We start from the raw sequence: 15,466 nt of genomic DNA, 5'->3' as shown, positions 1-15,466 counted from the left end.
AAAAAAGAGGTTATACAACCTCTTTTTCTATTTTATATATCCCAGTGCTTTTAGTATCTTTTCTCCTAAGTTTCTATTTTTACCCTTATATGGATAGCAATGAATATGTATTGCTGGATTAAAATTTAACTCTATTATGGCGTAGTTACCAATTGGATTTGGATTTTTTATATCCTCTATCATCATATCTACCCCACATATCTTCGCTCCCACAGCTTTTGAAGCTTTTACAGCAATCTCTTTATACTCATCTAAAATATCATCTGTATAGTCTAGGCTATCTCCCCCTGTACTTATATTTGAATTTTCTCTCAAATATATAACTTCATCTTTTTTAGGAATATACTCTATAGTTAATCCTTGTCCTTTTAAAAATAACTTTTCAGAATCTCCTAATCTTATCTTTTCTAAAGGCGTTTTATAACCAATACCCCTCAATGGATCTAAGTTTTTCTCTTCCACAAGCTCTTTTATACTTCTCTCTCCATCTCCCATTATATTGGCAGGAACTCTATGTAAAATACCAACGACCTCCTCTCCTATAACAAAGATTCTATACTCTTTTCCTTTTACAAATTTTTCTATAAGAATTGAGCTATCCTCTTTAAAAGCTATTTCCAATGCTTTTTCATAATCCTCTTTTGAAAAATCCTCTTTAAATATTGTAATACCAAGTCCAAAATTTGTAGACTTAGGTTTTATAACTGTTCCAGCTCCATATTTTCTATAATCATTTTTGGCTTCTTCAATACTAAAATAATCTTTTCCTTGCGGAACTACAATCCCCTCTTTTTCTAAAACTTTTTTCGTTACAACCTTATTCTCCATAATAAGCATTGTTACATATGAATCTAAAGATGTTTTAGTCGCTTGTTTAACATATTCCACCTTCCCATTTTTTTCTAGATGTATAAAATTTTCCTCTCTATCTAAAAGTTCAAATTTAACTCCATTTTTTATAGCTGCTTTTAGTAATATCTGAGTAGATAACTCCAAATCTTCAAACCCTTTAAGAGTATATGGAGTTTTTTTCATTTCATTTAAAAACTCTTTTGCCTTATTTATATGAAATTTTACAAAACCTTTTTGTCCTACCTCTTTTAAAACCATATCTGAGTATAATCTATTTGATAAAATCTTATTTTTTTGATACTGTAAAGTTTTCTCATCTTTATTTGTAAACGCTCCTACAGTTTTTAAATATCTTTCTATCTCCTCTAAAATAACCATTGAATACTCTTTTGGAGAAACATTTTTATCTTCGCAACAAATTAGCCTAAACTCATCTGAATTACCCCTATTTGCAAGAATCTCTTGATTTTTTAAATATCTAAAATAATCTTTTTCTTCAAAAGGTTCATCATCTTTTAAAAATAAAAAAAGTATAAAAAGATGTAAAAATTCTAAATCTGCTTTCTCTATACCTATCTCTGAAAAAGGATTTAAATCTATTGATCTAAACTCTAAATACTCAATTCCACTATTTTTTAACTCTTTTAATATCTCTTTAGGATTTTTTGTTTTTAATCTAATTGGGCTATAATACTCTTTCGCACTTGAAATACTCTCTTTTTCTATTAACTTCTCTAAGCTTTCAACATACTTATCTACACTTTCATAATTAACAAAAAAATCTTTTTCATTTCTATAGCCACAACTACCATTTCTAAAAGAAACTAAGTCTTCAAAATAGTATGTATCATCAGTAAATCTTTTCATTTTATCTATACATTTTTGAAGATATGTCTCATGAATGACAGGACTTGCACCTAATAGGTATATAATCATCCAACCATATTTAAAATAATTTCTAGATATTTTTAAATAAATACTATTTTTAAACTCTTTAAATGATGTTTTCTTCTCAGATAACTCATATAGCTCCTTTAAAAATTCATCCTCAAAAGAGAAATTAAAATGTATTCCTGATAAGAGTTGTTTTTTTCTACCATATTTTAATGCTAACTTTTCTCTATACTCCTCTAATGCTTTATTTTCTGGAAATTTTCCAATTGGAATTAGCTCCTCAGACGGTAAAATTGGAGGTACACTTTGAGACCATAGATACTCCTCTTTTAAATTTGTTGCAACTATCTCATGAATATTTCTTAAAAAATTATAAGCCTTTTCCACACTTTTTTCTGTAGGAGTAATCATCTCAATTTGACTTTCAGAAAAATCTACTGTAATATATGGATTTTCTGTTTTTTCTCCAAAAATCTCTGGATGAGGTGTTGTAGCCAGCTCCCCGTTTTCTTTAACTCTTACACTCTCTTTTTCGATACCAAATCTTCCCTTTTTTATATCCAATCCTAAAGAATTTTCTTTTATAATTTTTTCTATTGTGTTCATTTTTTATCAACTCCCCTATTTAAATATTTTTTAAAAAGCAATGGCGACAAAGCTCCCTTTATTACACTTGATAATGCTATACTTATCCACACACCATTTAATCCAAAATACTCCTCTTTTGATAAAATCAAAGCAGCTGGTATTCTTAAAGATGTGAATATTATACTTATTATCGATGGAACTTTTGGTTTCCCAATTCCACTAAAAGCACCATTTGTTACAATCTCATAACACATAAACAGTTGAGAAAAACCAATTATTCTCATATAGTTTATAGATATCTCTACTGTTTCTGGTTTCTCTACAAATATTTTAACTAAATATCCTGGAAAAAATATGAATATTGCAGTTGTTATTGCACCAATTCCCGTACAAAGATACATTGCTGTTTTATATCCAGATCTTATTCTCTCCTCTAAACGTGCACCATAATTTTGACCTATAAAGCTTGAAATAGCACCTTGTAACCCAGCTATAGTCATAAATGTTATAGACTCTATTTGTAGACCAATCTTTTGAGCTGCAATAGCATCTGGTCCCCACTGAGATATTATTTTTGCTATAGCTATTCCAAACCCTGTAAATAAAACTCTTTGAATAGCAATTGGAGTTCCTAAGACCATCATCTCCCTCATTTTACTCCAACTTTTTGATATATAACTTTCAACTTTAAAATAATCTTTTGATTTTTTTACAAATAGATATGTATTTATTCCCTCAGCTAAAACTGTAGCTATTGCAGCTCCAGCTACTCCCCAATCAAATACAAAAATAAATATAGGATCTAAAATTATATTTAAAATAACTCCAACACTGCTTATTTTAAAAGGTAACTTACTTTCTCCATAACTATTTAAAATTCTCGTATACAAGAAGTTAAAAAACTTAAAAATCAATCCAATTCCACCAATGACTAAGTACACTTGAGCCATTCTTTCAACTTCATTTTCCAAATTAAAAAATTTTACTAAATTTTTAGAAAAAATTACAATTGGAAGAATAAATGATATTGCCATTAAAAAGTTTAAGGTACATGAGGCTTTTATATACTCTTTAGTGCTTTCCATATCTTTTGCACCTATTACATGAGAAACTTTTATCCCTGCACCTATTACAATCATTGAATTAATTGCATATCCTAAATTTATAAAAAAACTTGCTGTTCCAACTGCAGCTACAGCGTTACTACCAATTTTCCCTACCCAAAACATATCCACTAACCCGTATATCATCTGTAAAAATGATGATCCCATTATTGGAAACGCTAAGGAAAGTAGTATTTTTTTTATATCTCCTGTTGTTAAATCCACTTTTTTCATAAAATCTCCTTTAGACTATATCAGTTTTTTCTAATATGACTTTAACACTTTTCAAATATTTTGTCAATTTAATTAATCAAAATAAAAAAAGATGTGATTTCTCACATCTTTACCAACTGTTTACTTTTTATCCTGCTTTGGAAATGGTATATAATCAACTAAAATATCCACAAAAGATTGAATATTTCTAGTTTGAATAATTACCTTTCCTCTCCCCTTAAATGTATTTAATAATCCCTCTCCTGATTTAAATCCAAATAATCCACTTGCTATCTCTAACTTATAATCTAATGTTTCTTGCCAACACACTACATGACCATTATCTATTTGAAAAGGTTGTGAACCATCTAACTCTATCTCAATTAGATCTCCAAATCCATTGACTAAAAGTTCTCCCTCTCCTTTGGATTTTAAAATAAAGAATCCACCAGTTCCTCCTAAAATAGAGTTCAAAAGTCTTTTTTGTCTAGTTGATATATAATCAACTGATGTATTACATGCTAAAAATGCTCCATCATTAATATACCATTGATTTCCCGAAGATACATTTAGAACTTTTATATTTCCAAATCCCTTTGGTGCAACTGCCACTCTTCCTGAAGATTTAGCTGTAGCTACAGATGTAAAGAAACTCTCTCCTCCTAGAAAAGCTTTTCCTATCGCTGAAAAAAAACCACCATTTACTTTTCCCTCTAAATTTATACACCCATCTTTATAAACCATACATCCTGGCTCTATTCTTATGCTTTCTCCTTTTTCTAACTGAAACTCAACAAGAGAAGCACTTGTTGATGATGTTTGAACTATTTTCAATTTTTTCACCTCACAATTTTTTATCGAACTATATTAAAAAAAAATCATATATATTCTATTTAAATAATACTTTTTAGTAAAATTTCAATAAAACATATATGATTAAGAGCTTATTGGTGCCTGAGGGGGGACTCGAACCCCCAAGGTGCAAACACCGGCGGATTTTGAGTCCGCTACGTCTACCAATTCCGTCACTCAGGCCTTTCGTTGTTATTTTATACCAATTAGAGAGGTTTGTCAACAACTTTTATAATTCTTAAAAGGAATATTCTAATTTTATACGTAAATAACTTAAAGTCTAATGTCTAAATTTTTTAATAATTTTAAGGAGGTAACTTATATGCTTAAAAGATTTATCTTTTTATCAGTTTTAGTTTCTGCTTTAGTTGGATGTGCTAATAATGGTTTTTATAACACTCCAACAGTTAGAAAAAATGCACTTGGTGGAGCTGCTGTTGGTGCTCTTGCTGGTCAGCTTATTGGTAGAAACACTGCTGGTACTTTAATTGGTGCTGGAGTTGGTGCTCTTGCTGGAGCTGCTATTGGAAACGAAAAACAAAAAAACTATTATAGAAACAGATACTATTATTAATTAGGAGGTTTTCAATGAAAAAAACATTATTATTTTTATTCTCTCTTACTCTTTCAGTAAGTATATTAGCTAGTAGTGACAATTACAACTTTCCTAAATTAAAAGAAAAGATGGAAAAAGATGGTTATAAACTGGAGTATGTAAAAAAAGATGAAGGATTTAATTTTAAAAAAGGGGATTCTCATGTTGAAGTTACAGATTATAAAAATTATGCTAATTTAAATGATGCTATAGCTAACTCTATAAACTTATTAGAAGAGAAAGGATTTAAACTTGTTCCTCAAGAGTGTGACTTTGGAAATGGTGTTTTAGTTTTTACTAATCCAACTATAAAAAACTATGCTTTTGTTCTTTCTGCAAACTATAAGCAAAATATTATGTTAAATACTGGTGGAGCACCAAAAGATGTTGAATTCTCGGTAAAAACTTTACAAGAAACTTTAAAACCTACTAAAAAATAAAAAAAGTGAGTTTTAAGTATGATGCTTAAAACTCACTCCCATATTTCACTCTACTACACCCAACTCTTTCTATTTATTCAATCTTTTTGCTAACTCTTGAACAGCATATGAAGCTACATCATCTGCATAAGTTCCAGTTCCAAACCCAGCGTCGTATCCTAACTCTTTAGCTAATTCATGAGTGATTCTAGCACCACCACAAATTACTAACATCTTATCTCTTAATCCCTCTGCCTCTAACATTTCAATAAGCTCAATTAAGTTTTTAATATGAACATCCTTTTGAGTAACTGTTTGAGAAACTAAAAGTACATCAGCACCTATTTCAATAGCTTTAGCTATAAAGTCCTCATTTAACACCTGACTTCCCATATTTAAAGCCTCTATCATCTCATATCTTTCTAATCCATAGTGTCCTGCATAACCCTTCATATTCATTACAGCATCTATTCCAACAGTGTGTGCATCTGTTCCTGTACTTGCCCCTAACACAACTATTTTTCTTCCAATATTTTCTTTTACAAACTTGTCAGTTTCCTCCATTGACCAAGTTGTTGATTCAACTTTTGGAACATAGATAGACTCATAATCAACTGTATGAGTACAATTACCATAGCAGTTAAAAAATGTAAATCCATCTGTTAACTCTTTAAAATATGAAACTTGTGGGTTTTCAAACCCCATTTTCTTCATAAGCTGTTTTGCAGCTTCAACTCCCTCTGCTCCTGCTGGTACTGGTAAAGTAAATGAAAGTTGAGTCTTTCCATCATTCATTGTATCTCCATATGGTTTAACTGCCTTTAAATCTAATGTTGTATCAAATGTTTTTGCTTTCATTGAATATAATCCACCACTCATTACTTAACCCCTCCTAACATTTTTGGAATAAACAGATTCATGTAGCTAGATCCTTTTTCCACAACTCCAGCTAGTCCTTTTCCACCTGTTCGACTTCTTTTTATATCTGCAAAAGTTCCTTTTTCTAGTGAATTAAATAGTCCATCCTCAACCATTTTCTCAAGTAGTTCCACTGATTCATCTAAAACAAGTTGAGCTCTTTTTTGAATTATTCCATCTGCTTTAAACTCTATTTCAGATCCAAAATCTCTCATATTGTTAAATATGTATCTTGCATTTTCTATTGATAAATATCTATCTGACATAAATGGTGTATGGATAGCTTCTGTCATCATTCCTAACAGTTGAAGCCCCTGTCCTGTCATTATTGCAACTTGATTAAACAGTGCATCTTGAATATGACCTTTAAATATATTTCCTGTCATAAACTTTGTAGGTGGCATATATTTTAATGGTGCCTTAGGGAATATCTCTCTAGTCATCTGTGCTTGTGCTAACTCTAATAGGAATCCATTTTCTAACTCTGGGTCCATTTCAAATGCGTGTCCTAATCCCATCTGTTCTTCAGGAAGACCAGCCATAAATGCTAATTGCTCATTTATTAAGTCTGATGCTAAAACTGTATGAGCATTTTCCACTGCATCAGCTGTTGTTAAGTAGTTATCCTCTCCTGTATTTATTATAACTCCTGCAAATCCATTTATTACTCTTGAGAAAAACTGGTCAACTAATGTTCTTTGCATATTTATATCTCTAAATAGTATTCCATATAATGCGTCATTTAACATTACATCAAGTCTTTCTAAAGCTCCCATAGCTGCAATCTCTGGCATACAAAGTCCTGAACAATAGTTACAAAGTCTTATGTATCTTCCAACCTCTTCTCCAACTTCGTCTAGAGCTTTTCTCATAATTCTAAAGTTCTCTTGAGTTGCAAAAGTTCCTCCAAATCCCTCTGTTGTAGCTCCATAAGGAACATAGTCTAGTAAACTTTGCCCTGTTGTTCTAATAACAGCTATTATATCGGCTCCCTGTCTTGCTGCAGCTTGAGCTTGAATAACATCTTCATATATGTTTCCTGTTGCAACTATTACATATAAATAAGGTTTTGGCCCCTCTCCAATAGTTGTTAGATACTTCTCTCTTTGCTCTCTATTTGATTTGATTCTCTCTACAACTTTATTTACAATAGGTTCTACTGCTTTTTGAACCTCATCTTTACTGTGCTGTTTAATCTTAGTTAAATCTAACTCTCCAGAGCTTACTTTGTCAGCTATCTCTTGAGGAGACATTCCTGTTTCTAGCATAGCATTTCCTACAAAATACATTACCCCTTCTGATAAAACACCCTTATCTTTTAAATGATCTACTACAATGTTTGGTAGTGGTACCTCGTCACAATCTACTCCATCTATCTCTAACAATCTACAAATTGTTCTTTCAACTGCAACAGTTGTATATGAATCCACAAATTTTTGTACATCTACTGCTATATCTTTAGCCAATCCTCTAGCTTTATCTACCTTATTGAAATCCAAACCTAACTTACTTTTAAACATTAACGTCCTCCTTATAAATACTTATATGCGTTATTTATAATATCTTCATCTATTTTTAATAGTTTTCCTATTATCAATGCTTCCTCTGGAACACTATCATCATCCGCTTCAATTAGAGAGTAATCTATATAATCCTCAATATTTTTATAGTTTACATCCTCCTCTATTTCCGTTTTCTTAATCCCTTTAACCCTTAATTTTACAACCTCTTCTCCCACTTGATCATAATGAGTTGTTATTACAGATTCTATAAAATAATTATTAAGAATCGTTATTACACTTTTTAAAAGAGCTCTTCCCTCTTGGGGGTTAGTCGTTCTTGCTAACTCATCTATTAAAACAAGAGGTCTTACACCTTTTTTTATCTTTTTAACTATTCTATCTATCTCTAACATCTCTGCTGCAAAGGAGGATAACCCCTCTTCTAAAGATTGAGTATCTCCAATTGATAAGCATATCTCATCAACAAGTTGTATTTCTCCCTCTATTGCTGGAATATAAAATCCCATTTGTGCCATATTTTGCACCAAACCTAAAGTTTTCAGTGTCAGAGTTTTTCCAGACATATTTGCTCCAGTTATAACTGTCACGCCGTTGTGAAGTGTTATATCAACCTTTTGGTATGTCTTGTCTTTATCCTCCAATATTTTTAAAACCTTTGGATTAAAAACACCTTTAAGCTCAGTTTTATTTGTAAATATAGGTTTCACTAAATTTAATTTTTGAGCTTGATGTGCTTTTGCTAAAATTAAATCTAAATACCCCAATCTTTTTATAGAACTTTTTAAAACTTGATTATAGTTTGATAATTTCCTACTAATAACCTTTCTTACATCATCTTCCAACTGCATCTCAGTTTCATATAATGTTTCATCTTTAGTTTCTTTTATAACTTTTCTAACTTCAGATAATTCTATGGAGTAGGAACTATATATATGAAAACTTGCTATTCTAAGTTTATCTGGATCCAATATATCAATTACTTTTTCCAAATTTTGAGGAGCTAAAAATTTATAATTTTCACTCAAAATTTCATATATCTCTTGGGAGATCATGGAAAAAATTTTAATCTCAAAAAGTTCAACATCATCTAATATATATCCATTAGACAATCTATTTACAATACTCTCAATATCTTTTAATGCTGATAATTTTCTTTTTAATGTAGTATAAATCTTGGGTTTATTTTCTAAAAGAGTTATTACACTTTGTAAATTTTCAAACTCTTTTTCCAATTTCAAAATATCTTTTGAAAACTCCACACTTTTTAATGTTCTTTTTCCCAATCTACTTACTATATCTAAGGTGTCAATTATATAATCAAATCCTATCTTTTCAAAGTTCATAACCATCCTCCCTTAGATTGACAACAGGTACCTCTGCAAACTCCTCTATAGCTTTTATAAGCTCCTTTGAATCCAATATATGCCCTGTTGGAGCCACTGGATTAACTGTTATTGCCACTAGTTTTGTTTTTAATAATACCTTTAATTTTCCACCTTTTCTTATAAATCTATTTAGTATCTCTCCAGATACAAATACTTTGGTAAAATCTTTTACAACTATCTCTATATTTTCTAAAAAACTCTGCTTTGTTAAGCTCTCTATAAATCTTTCTGTTAAAACTCCTGTTATATAAAGAGAACATTTTTCTTGAAATATATTTTCTTCCAACTGTGAAAAATTCAGTATTGATTTAATTGGTAGTTTATTTATAATATCCTCTTCCCATAAAACTTTATAAATTCCATCCTCTAAATCTATTATTTTCTCTTTTCTTTTCTCCTCTAAACTATCTAATTTTAAAAGATTTATAACATGCTTTGTTTTTTTTATAATCTCTTTACTATTGATAGAAACTGCCGCCCCTGTTGATAGAACTATTCCCTCTGTAATAATAGGAGACCCCACACTTAAACGTGATAGGGCCCCATCTACTAATACACTGTCTACACCTTTTTCTAGAACTTCATCTATAATCTCTTTTACCCAAGTTCCATTGGATGGTCCAGATAGTAAAACTTTTCCCTCTCCTAGGGCTCTTGCTGTTACAAGACGCCCTAGAGCAGTGGATTTTTCACTAACATCTAAAATTTCAGCTTGAAATCTCTTTTTTATATAGTGTTTTTCACTAGTTACAAAAATCATCCCTTCATAGATTGTTATTTCAGGCTTTGATGTATCTGTCACTATATCAACTGTTTCTCCATCTATTCCTATTGAAGTAACTGCTGTTGTAACCCCTTCATCCTTCAATCTTTTTAAGATATAATTCATAGTTTCTGTCTTACCAACATTTTTTTCTAATCCAATAGTTGCTATACTTTTATAGTTTTTTATATCTTTTATAAAGGGCATGATTCTCTCCTTTCAAGCTTTCTATATATTAATGAGCGTTTCTTTGCTTTCTATCAAGTTGTCTTGGCTCTAAAGTTTCTTCACATCCACTCATAAGTCCTGCAACTCCAACTTGCTTTTTCTTTGTTTCCCCTTCACAAACATCACACTCACACTTATTCTCATAGTTTGTAGGTTGAGTATATGTTGTAATTACTCCTTCAAAGTTTCTAAGAACAACTTTATCTGGAGATTGAGAGATTATATAGTTTGGCATAACTGGAATTTTTCCCCCTCCACCTGGAGCATCCACAACAAATGTAGGTACTGCATATCCTGATGTATGACCTCTTAATCCTTCAATTATCTCAATTCCTTTAGATACAGGTGTTCTAAAGTGCTCGATTCCCATTGATAAATCACATTGATAGATGTAGTATGGTCTAACTCTCATTTTAACTAAGTTATGAACTAAATCTTTCATTATATGTACACAATCGTTTACTCCTTTTAATAAAACTGATTGATTTCCTAAAGGAACTCCAGCATTTGCTAGCATATTACAAGCTTTAATCGCTTCTGGAGTTATCTCTTTAGAGTGATTAAAGTGAGTATTTAACCAGATTGGGTGGTATTTCTTTAACATGTTACAAAGTTCTGGAGTTATTCTTTGAGGCATAACAACTGGAGTTCTTGATCCAATTCTTACAATTTCAACGTGAGGAATCTCTCTTAATTTACTGATGATATGCTCTAAGTTCTCATCAGATAAAAGTAATGGATCTCCTCCAGAAAGTAGCACATCTCTTACTTGAGGTGTATTTCTTATATACTCAATAGCTTTTTCAATTCTCTCCATTGGTAAAGCGTGGTCTGTTTGTCCTGCAAATCTTCTTCTTGTGCAGTGTCTACAATACATTGAACACATATCAGTTACAAGAAGTAGCACTCTGTCTGGATATCTATGAGTTAATCCTGGAACAGGTGAGTCGCCATCTTCATGAAGTGGATCCAATTGATCTGCTGCTGATTTATGTAGCTCATTTATAGATGGAACTGCTTGCATTCTAACTGGGCACTTAGGGTCATTAGGGTCCATTATACTTAAATAGTATGGAGTAATTCCCATTCTAATAGTTTCTAAAGACTTTTTAATCCCCTCTTTCTCCTGCTCTGTTAATGTCATTAAACTCTCAAGTTGCTCTAAAGTTTCTATTCTATTTCTAACTTGCCATCTCCAGTCATTCCACTGCTCATCTGTTACGTTAAATCTTTCTCTCAAATTCATCATTGATAAACTCCTCCAAAATTTTCTATTGAAACCTTTTTTATTTTTTAACAAATTTTTTAATTAAACGTATAGCTTTTCAAATAACTCTCTAATTGCTTTTGATTCTCTTACAATCTCTAAAGTCAGATTAGCATGTCCTTTTGTATATCCATTTCCAACTATCATAGTTACATCTTTACCTACACCCTCTGCTCCTAAAGCAGCTTTTGTAAATGATGTAGCCATTGAGAAGAAATAAACTACTCCATCATCTTTTGTTATTAATATTGATGACATCTCTGTTCCTGGAACATTTACATTATTTATTACAACATCACATAACTCCCCATTTGTGATTTCGTTTATTTTATTATAGATCTCCACTGGCTTTGTTGCATCCCCTACTAAAACAACATGAGCAAGTCCTAAATCTCTAATTCTTTGAGCATTTGCTTCTGAGTATTCAAATACTATAACTTTTCCATTTTTCCCAACATTTTTCATAGCTTGATAACAGCAAAGGATTCCTGATTTTCCTCCACCACCAATTATACAAACTGTATCCCCCTCTTTAACTAACTTTTCAACTTGAGCAGGTGCTCCAGCTACATCCAGTGCTGCAAGTGCTAATTTTTCAGGAATATCATTTGGTAAAACAGCATATATTCCACTTTCAAATAGAACAGCTTTTGCATCTACATCCACTTGGTCATTTGAAATGTTTATCTTTTTAATCTTCTCTATCTTTAAAGGCGTTAATGAAAGCGAAACTAAAGTTGCTATTTTATCTCCAACTTTTAAGTTTTTATCAGGGAAGTCTGCTCCTATTTTTTCAATAGTTCCAATTAACATCCCTCCTGATCCTGTCACAGGATTTTGCATTTTTCCTCTCTCTGCCACTATACTTTCAATCATCTCTGCCATTTTTTTCTCATCTTTATTACATGCTTCTTTAATCTGTGTAAAACTAGCTGAATCAATATTTAGAGTTTGTACATTAATTAATACTTCATTTGACATAATCTCCATATCATTAGATATTTTTAATGCTCCTTGTGGTAATGATCCAACAGGCTCTATTACTCTGTGTGTTCCAAATTTGCATCCCTTTTTCATAATATCCTCCTTAATTTAAACCTAATATTTTTCTTGCCTCAGTTGGATTTGCTATCTCTCTTCCAAACTCCTTTGCAAGTCTTACAACTTTTTCAACTAATTCACCATTACTTTTTGCTAATACACCTTTTTCAATATATACATTGTCTTCAAATCCAACTCTTACGTGACCTCCTGATATTATAGAAGCCGCCGCAAGAGTGAATTCAAATCTTCCAATCCCAGCAACTGAATATGTAGACCCACAAGGTATGCTCTCTTTTAAAAATATGAAATCTCTTAAATCTCCAGAAATTCCACCATTTACTCCCATTACAAAACTAAAGTGAATCGGCTCTTTAATAAATCCTTTTTTGCACAATCTAATTGCCATATCTATCATTGATTTATCAAAAACTTCAACCTCTGGCTTAACACCCAAATCTATCATCTTTTTTCCAAACTCTTTAATCATATTCTCAGTGTTCACAAAAATTTCGTCGCCACCAAAGTTTAATGTCCCACAATCCAATGTTGCCATCTCTGGTTTTAAATCAACTGGCTCCAATCTTTCAGCTGAGGTCATCCCCACTGACCCCCCTGTAGAAGGTTGAACTATTACATCTGGACATCTCTTCTTTATAGCTTTTATACACTCATCATATCTTTCTTTTCTTTGAGTTGGAGTTCCATCATCCTCTCTAACATGAAGATGGATAACACTCGCCCCCGCTTTATATGCACTATAAGCTTCTCTAGCAATCTCTTCTACTGTATATGGTACAGCTGGATTATGTTCTTTTGTCACTTCAGCACCACAAATTGCTGCTGTTATTATCAACTTTTCCATAGTCTACCCCTTTCTCTGAACAGCTTTTGGAACAACACAAGTACCAACTGCTTTACATACTACAATAGGTTCTTCTAAAAAATCTGCTGCTGAATCACAAATATCAGCTCTTGGAACAATCACTTTTCTAGCTTCAAAACTCATTACTCTTGAAGTATTTCCAACTTTTGTAATCTCTCCTACAACCTCTAAATAATCTCCAGCGTATACAGGAGCCATGAACTCTACCTCACTATAAGCCTTGAATAAACCTTCATCCCCATCATGCTTTATAAGTAGCTCTGTTGCTACATCCCCAAATAACTGTAAAATTCTTGCTCCGTCTACTAAATTTCCACCATAATGAGCGTCTGCTGAACTCATTCTCAATCTTATCATTGATTTTGTCATAACTCCTACCTCTCCTTCACATATTTTTTATTATGCTAACTCTTCTGTTTCTGTTGCTACTTCTACCTCTTCGTTTTCTCCTACCAATTGTACATTTGGCTCTGATGGTAAAGCAAATCTTGGAATAAATCTATCAAGCCCTGTTAAAGTCAGTATTAAAATACTTCCAACAGCTATATAAGCCATAAAGTTAAACTTTATAATACTCATTGCTGTAAATGTGGCTAAAGGATACACTGCATTTGCAATTCCTAAGTAGAATCCTATGTATACGTGCCACGGAATTAATTGGGATCCAAAAACTCCCAGTGCATCACTAAATGTTGCATTTCTAAGTCTTAATGTTTCGATATCTTCTGGGCTTCCTTTTACATTTTTTTCAACAAGCTCTTTAATGATTGGTCCTATAGTTACAATTTGTGCCATTTCATCTGCTAAAGCAGCGTTTCCTAATACTGATAAAACACCATTGTAGAACATAAGTTGTCTAACATTTCCAGAAATCCTTTTAATAAGAATCGATATTGGTCTGAAGGCATCCATAATTTTCATTATTCCACCAAATGCTGCAACCCACATCATCATTACGATAACCCAAGATCCTGCTCCTTCAAATCCTGTGTAGATTAGATCTAAAAACGCTGATGGACTTTCAACAGTTCCAGCAACAGTTCCGCATACAAAAGATGCAAAAATTCCAAGGAATAAACATAATAGTGTATTTACTCCTTTAAATGCTGAAACTAAAACTAGAATTAGAGGAATAACCATATAATAAGGCACTCCACTTTTAACTTGATTAAGTAATGCTACTGCACTCTCTCTTTTTTCTGCTAGAGCGGCCCATGCTGATTCAGGTATCTGATTTATAGCCTCAACTGGACTTCCAACCTCTGTTGGTAATCCCATAGCAACACTCACTACATAGAAAGTTATTACTGCACACACAAGCACTAAACCAGACCAAATACCTTGATGTCTTATTCTTTTTACAACTTCAACTCTCTGAATTCCAGAACTTACTATTGTTGTATCTGATATAAGACCAATGTTATCTCCAAAACATGCTCCACCAGCTATTGCTGCTAAAGTTAAGAACATATTTCCTTGAACTATATGGTTTAGCCATAAAAATATTGGTGCACATGCTGCAAATGTTCCCCAGCTTGTTCCTGTAGCAATTGATAGAATTGATGTCACTATAACTCCAACTACTGCAACTGTTCTAGCTGTTAATCCAAATCCTAAAGCTATGTTAATTATAGAAGCTCCAACTCCTGTTGACATAAAAGCCTCTGCCATTGCATATGCCATCATTAGGATAAAAAAGGCTATTTGCATCTCTCTTGCATTTTTTATACAAGCATCTATGATATCACTTATTTTTTTCTTTGCCACAAGTGATGCTACAAGTGCTGCATATACTGTTGCTAAAGGTGCTGCTAATAATGCATCATACCCACTCATCATTAGTCCTGCCAAAACTAAAACTGGACTAAGCTTTATTATCGCCGTTACCGTTCCCATATTTTCCTCCTAGAATGTTTAATTTCTCATAAATTTTTCAAGT

The 15,466-nt window shown here is 32.1% G+C and carries 14 protein-coding genes and 1 tRNA gene; 2 read left to right on the top strand and 13 right to left on the bottom strand.

Annotated features, from left to right (window positions below; all coding sequences use genetic code 11):
* Positions 1-27: 27 nt before the first annotated feature.
* The 4 genes from gshAB to ACRC8M_RS06985 form a co-directional block, all read right to left on the bottom strand.
* Positions 28-2,352 (bottom strand): bifunctional glutamate--cysteine ligase GshA/glutathione synthetase GshB, encoded by a 2,325-nt coding sequence (gshAB, locus tag ACRC8M_RS07000; protein WP_438528483.1) that lies wholly within the window; start codon positions 2,350-2,352, stop codon positions 28-30.
* Positions 2,349-3,671 (bottom strand): MATE family efflux transporter, encoded by a 1,323-nt coding sequence (locus ACRC8M_RS06995; protein WP_438528482.1) that lies wholly within the window; start codon positions 3,669-3,671, stop codon positions 2,349-2,351. Before ACRC8M_RS06995 ends, gshAB begins: the two co-directional genes overlap by 4 nt.
* A gap of 120 nt (positions 3,672-3,791) precedes the next feature.
* The gene (locus ACRC8M_RS06990; RefSeq protein WP_438528481.1) at positions 3,792-4,484 is read right to left on the bottom strand and encodes a TIGR00266 family protein; all 693 of its coding nucleotides are present in this window, start codon (positions 4,482-4,484) and stop codon (positions 3,792-3,794) included.
* A gap of 114 nt (positions 4,485-4,598) precedes the next feature.
* Positions 4,599-4,685 (bottom strand) — tRNA-Leu (locus ACRC8M_RS06985).
* A gap of 139 nt (positions 4,686-4,824) precedes the next feature.
* On the opposite strand from ACRC8M_RS06985, the gene ACRC8M_RS06980 reads away from it, so the two are divergent.
* Together ACRC8M_RS06980 and ACRC8M_RS06975 are read left to right on the top strand one after the other, a co-directional pair.
* Complete coding sequence (locus ACRC8M_RS06980) at positions 4,825-5,076, top strand: glycine zipper domain-containing protein (RefSeq protein WP_438528480.1); 252 nt, start codon at positions 4,825-4,827, stop codon at positions 5,074-5,076.
* Between the two features lie 14 nt (positions 5,077-5,090).
* The gene (locus tag ACRC8M_RS06975; RefSeq protein WP_438528479.1) at positions 5,091-5,537 is read left to right on the top strand and encodes a hypothetical protein; all 447 of its coding nucleotides are present in this window, start codon (positions 5,091-5,093) and stop codon (positions 5,535-5,537) included.
* 69 nt (positions 5,538-5,606) lie between these two features.
* Here the strand turns inward: ACRC8M_RS06975 and ACRC8M_RS06970 are convergent, their stop codons facing one another.
* Genes ACRC8M_RS06970 through ACRC8M_RS06930 form a run of 9 tightly spaced genes read right to left on the bottom strand, consistent with a single transcriptional unit; the run spans position 5,607 to position 15,423 of the window.
* Complete coding sequence (locus ACRC8M_RS06970; protein ID WP_438528478.1) at positions 5,607-6,395, bottom strand: OAM dimerization domain-containing protein; 789 nt, start codon at positions 6,393-6,395, stop codon at positions 5,607-5,609.
* Positions 6,395-7,954, bottom strand: coding sequence for a lysine 5,6-aminomutase subunit alpha (locus ACRC8M_RS06965; RefSeq protein ID WP_438528477.1), 1,560 nt, complete (start codon positions 7,952-7,954; stop codon positions 6,395-6,397). The genes ACRC8M_RS06970 and ACRC8M_RS06965 overlap by 1 nt, the downstream gene beginning before the upstream one ends.
* Before the next feature lie 11 nt (positions 7,955-7,965).
* Entirely contained in the window at positions 7,966-9,300 is a 1,335-nt protein-coding gene (locus ACRC8M_RS06960; RefSeq protein WP_438528476.1) for a MutS-related protein, read from the bottom strand.
* Positions 9,290-10,312: a hypothetical protein gene (locus tag ACRC8M_RS06955; RefSeq protein WP_438528475.1), complete on the bottom strand. Its 1,023-nt coding sequence runs from the start codon at positions 10,310-10,312 to the stop codon at positions 9,290-9,292. The genes ACRC8M_RS06960 and ACRC8M_RS06955 overlap by 11 nt, the downstream gene beginning before the upstream one ends.
* Positions 10,313-10,340: 28 nt before the next feature.
* On the bottom strand, positions 10,341-11,582 hold the full coding sequence (gene ablA, locus ACRC8M_RS06950; RefSeq protein ID WP_438528474.1) for a lysine 2,3-aminomutase: 1,242 nt from the start codon (positions 11,580-11,582) through the stop codon (positions 10,341-10,343).
* Positions 11,583-11,642: 60 nt separating this feature from the next.
* Positions 11,643-12,677 carry an L-erythro-3,5-diaminohexanoate dehydrogenase gene (locus ACRC8M_RS06945; RefSeq protein ID WP_438528473.1) on the bottom strand — a complete coding sequence of 345 codons (1,035 nt, stop codon included), beginning with the start codon at positions 12,675-12,677 and terminating at the stop codon, positions 11,643-11,645.
* Between the two features lie 10 nt (positions 12,678-12,687).
* The gene (locus ACRC8M_RS06940) at positions 12,688-13,506 is read right to left on the bottom strand and encodes a 3-keto-5-aminohexanoate cleavage protein (RefSeq protein ID WP_438528472.1); all 819 of its coding nucleotides are present in this window, start codon (positions 13,504-13,506) and stop codon (positions 12,688-12,690) included.
* Positions 13,507-13,509: 3 nt separating this feature from the next.
* The gene (locus tag ACRC8M_RS06935; protein WP_438528471.1) at positions 13,510-13,896 is read right to left on the bottom strand and encodes a hotdog domain-containing protein; all 387 of its coding nucleotides are present in this window, start codon (positions 13,894-13,896) and stop codon (positions 13,510-13,512) included.
* A 30-nt stretch (positions 13,897-13,926) separates the two neighbouring features.
* A complete protein-coding gene (locus tag ACRC8M_RS06930; protein WP_438528470.1) occupies positions 13,927-15,423 on the bottom strand; it encodes a Na+/H+ antiporter NhaC family protein in 1,497 nt (498 codons plus the stop codon).
* Positions 15,424-15,466: the final 43 nt, after the last annotated feature.

Origin of the sequence: Cetobacterium sp., from assembly GCF_051653945.1 — a bacterium.
Classification (GTDB): Bacteria; Fusobacteriota; Fusobacteriia; order Fusobacteriales; family Fusobacteriaceae; genus Cetobacterium_A.
Note: the sequence above shows the minus strand (reverse complement) of the source record. Positions and strands in the feature narration are given on the sequence as shown.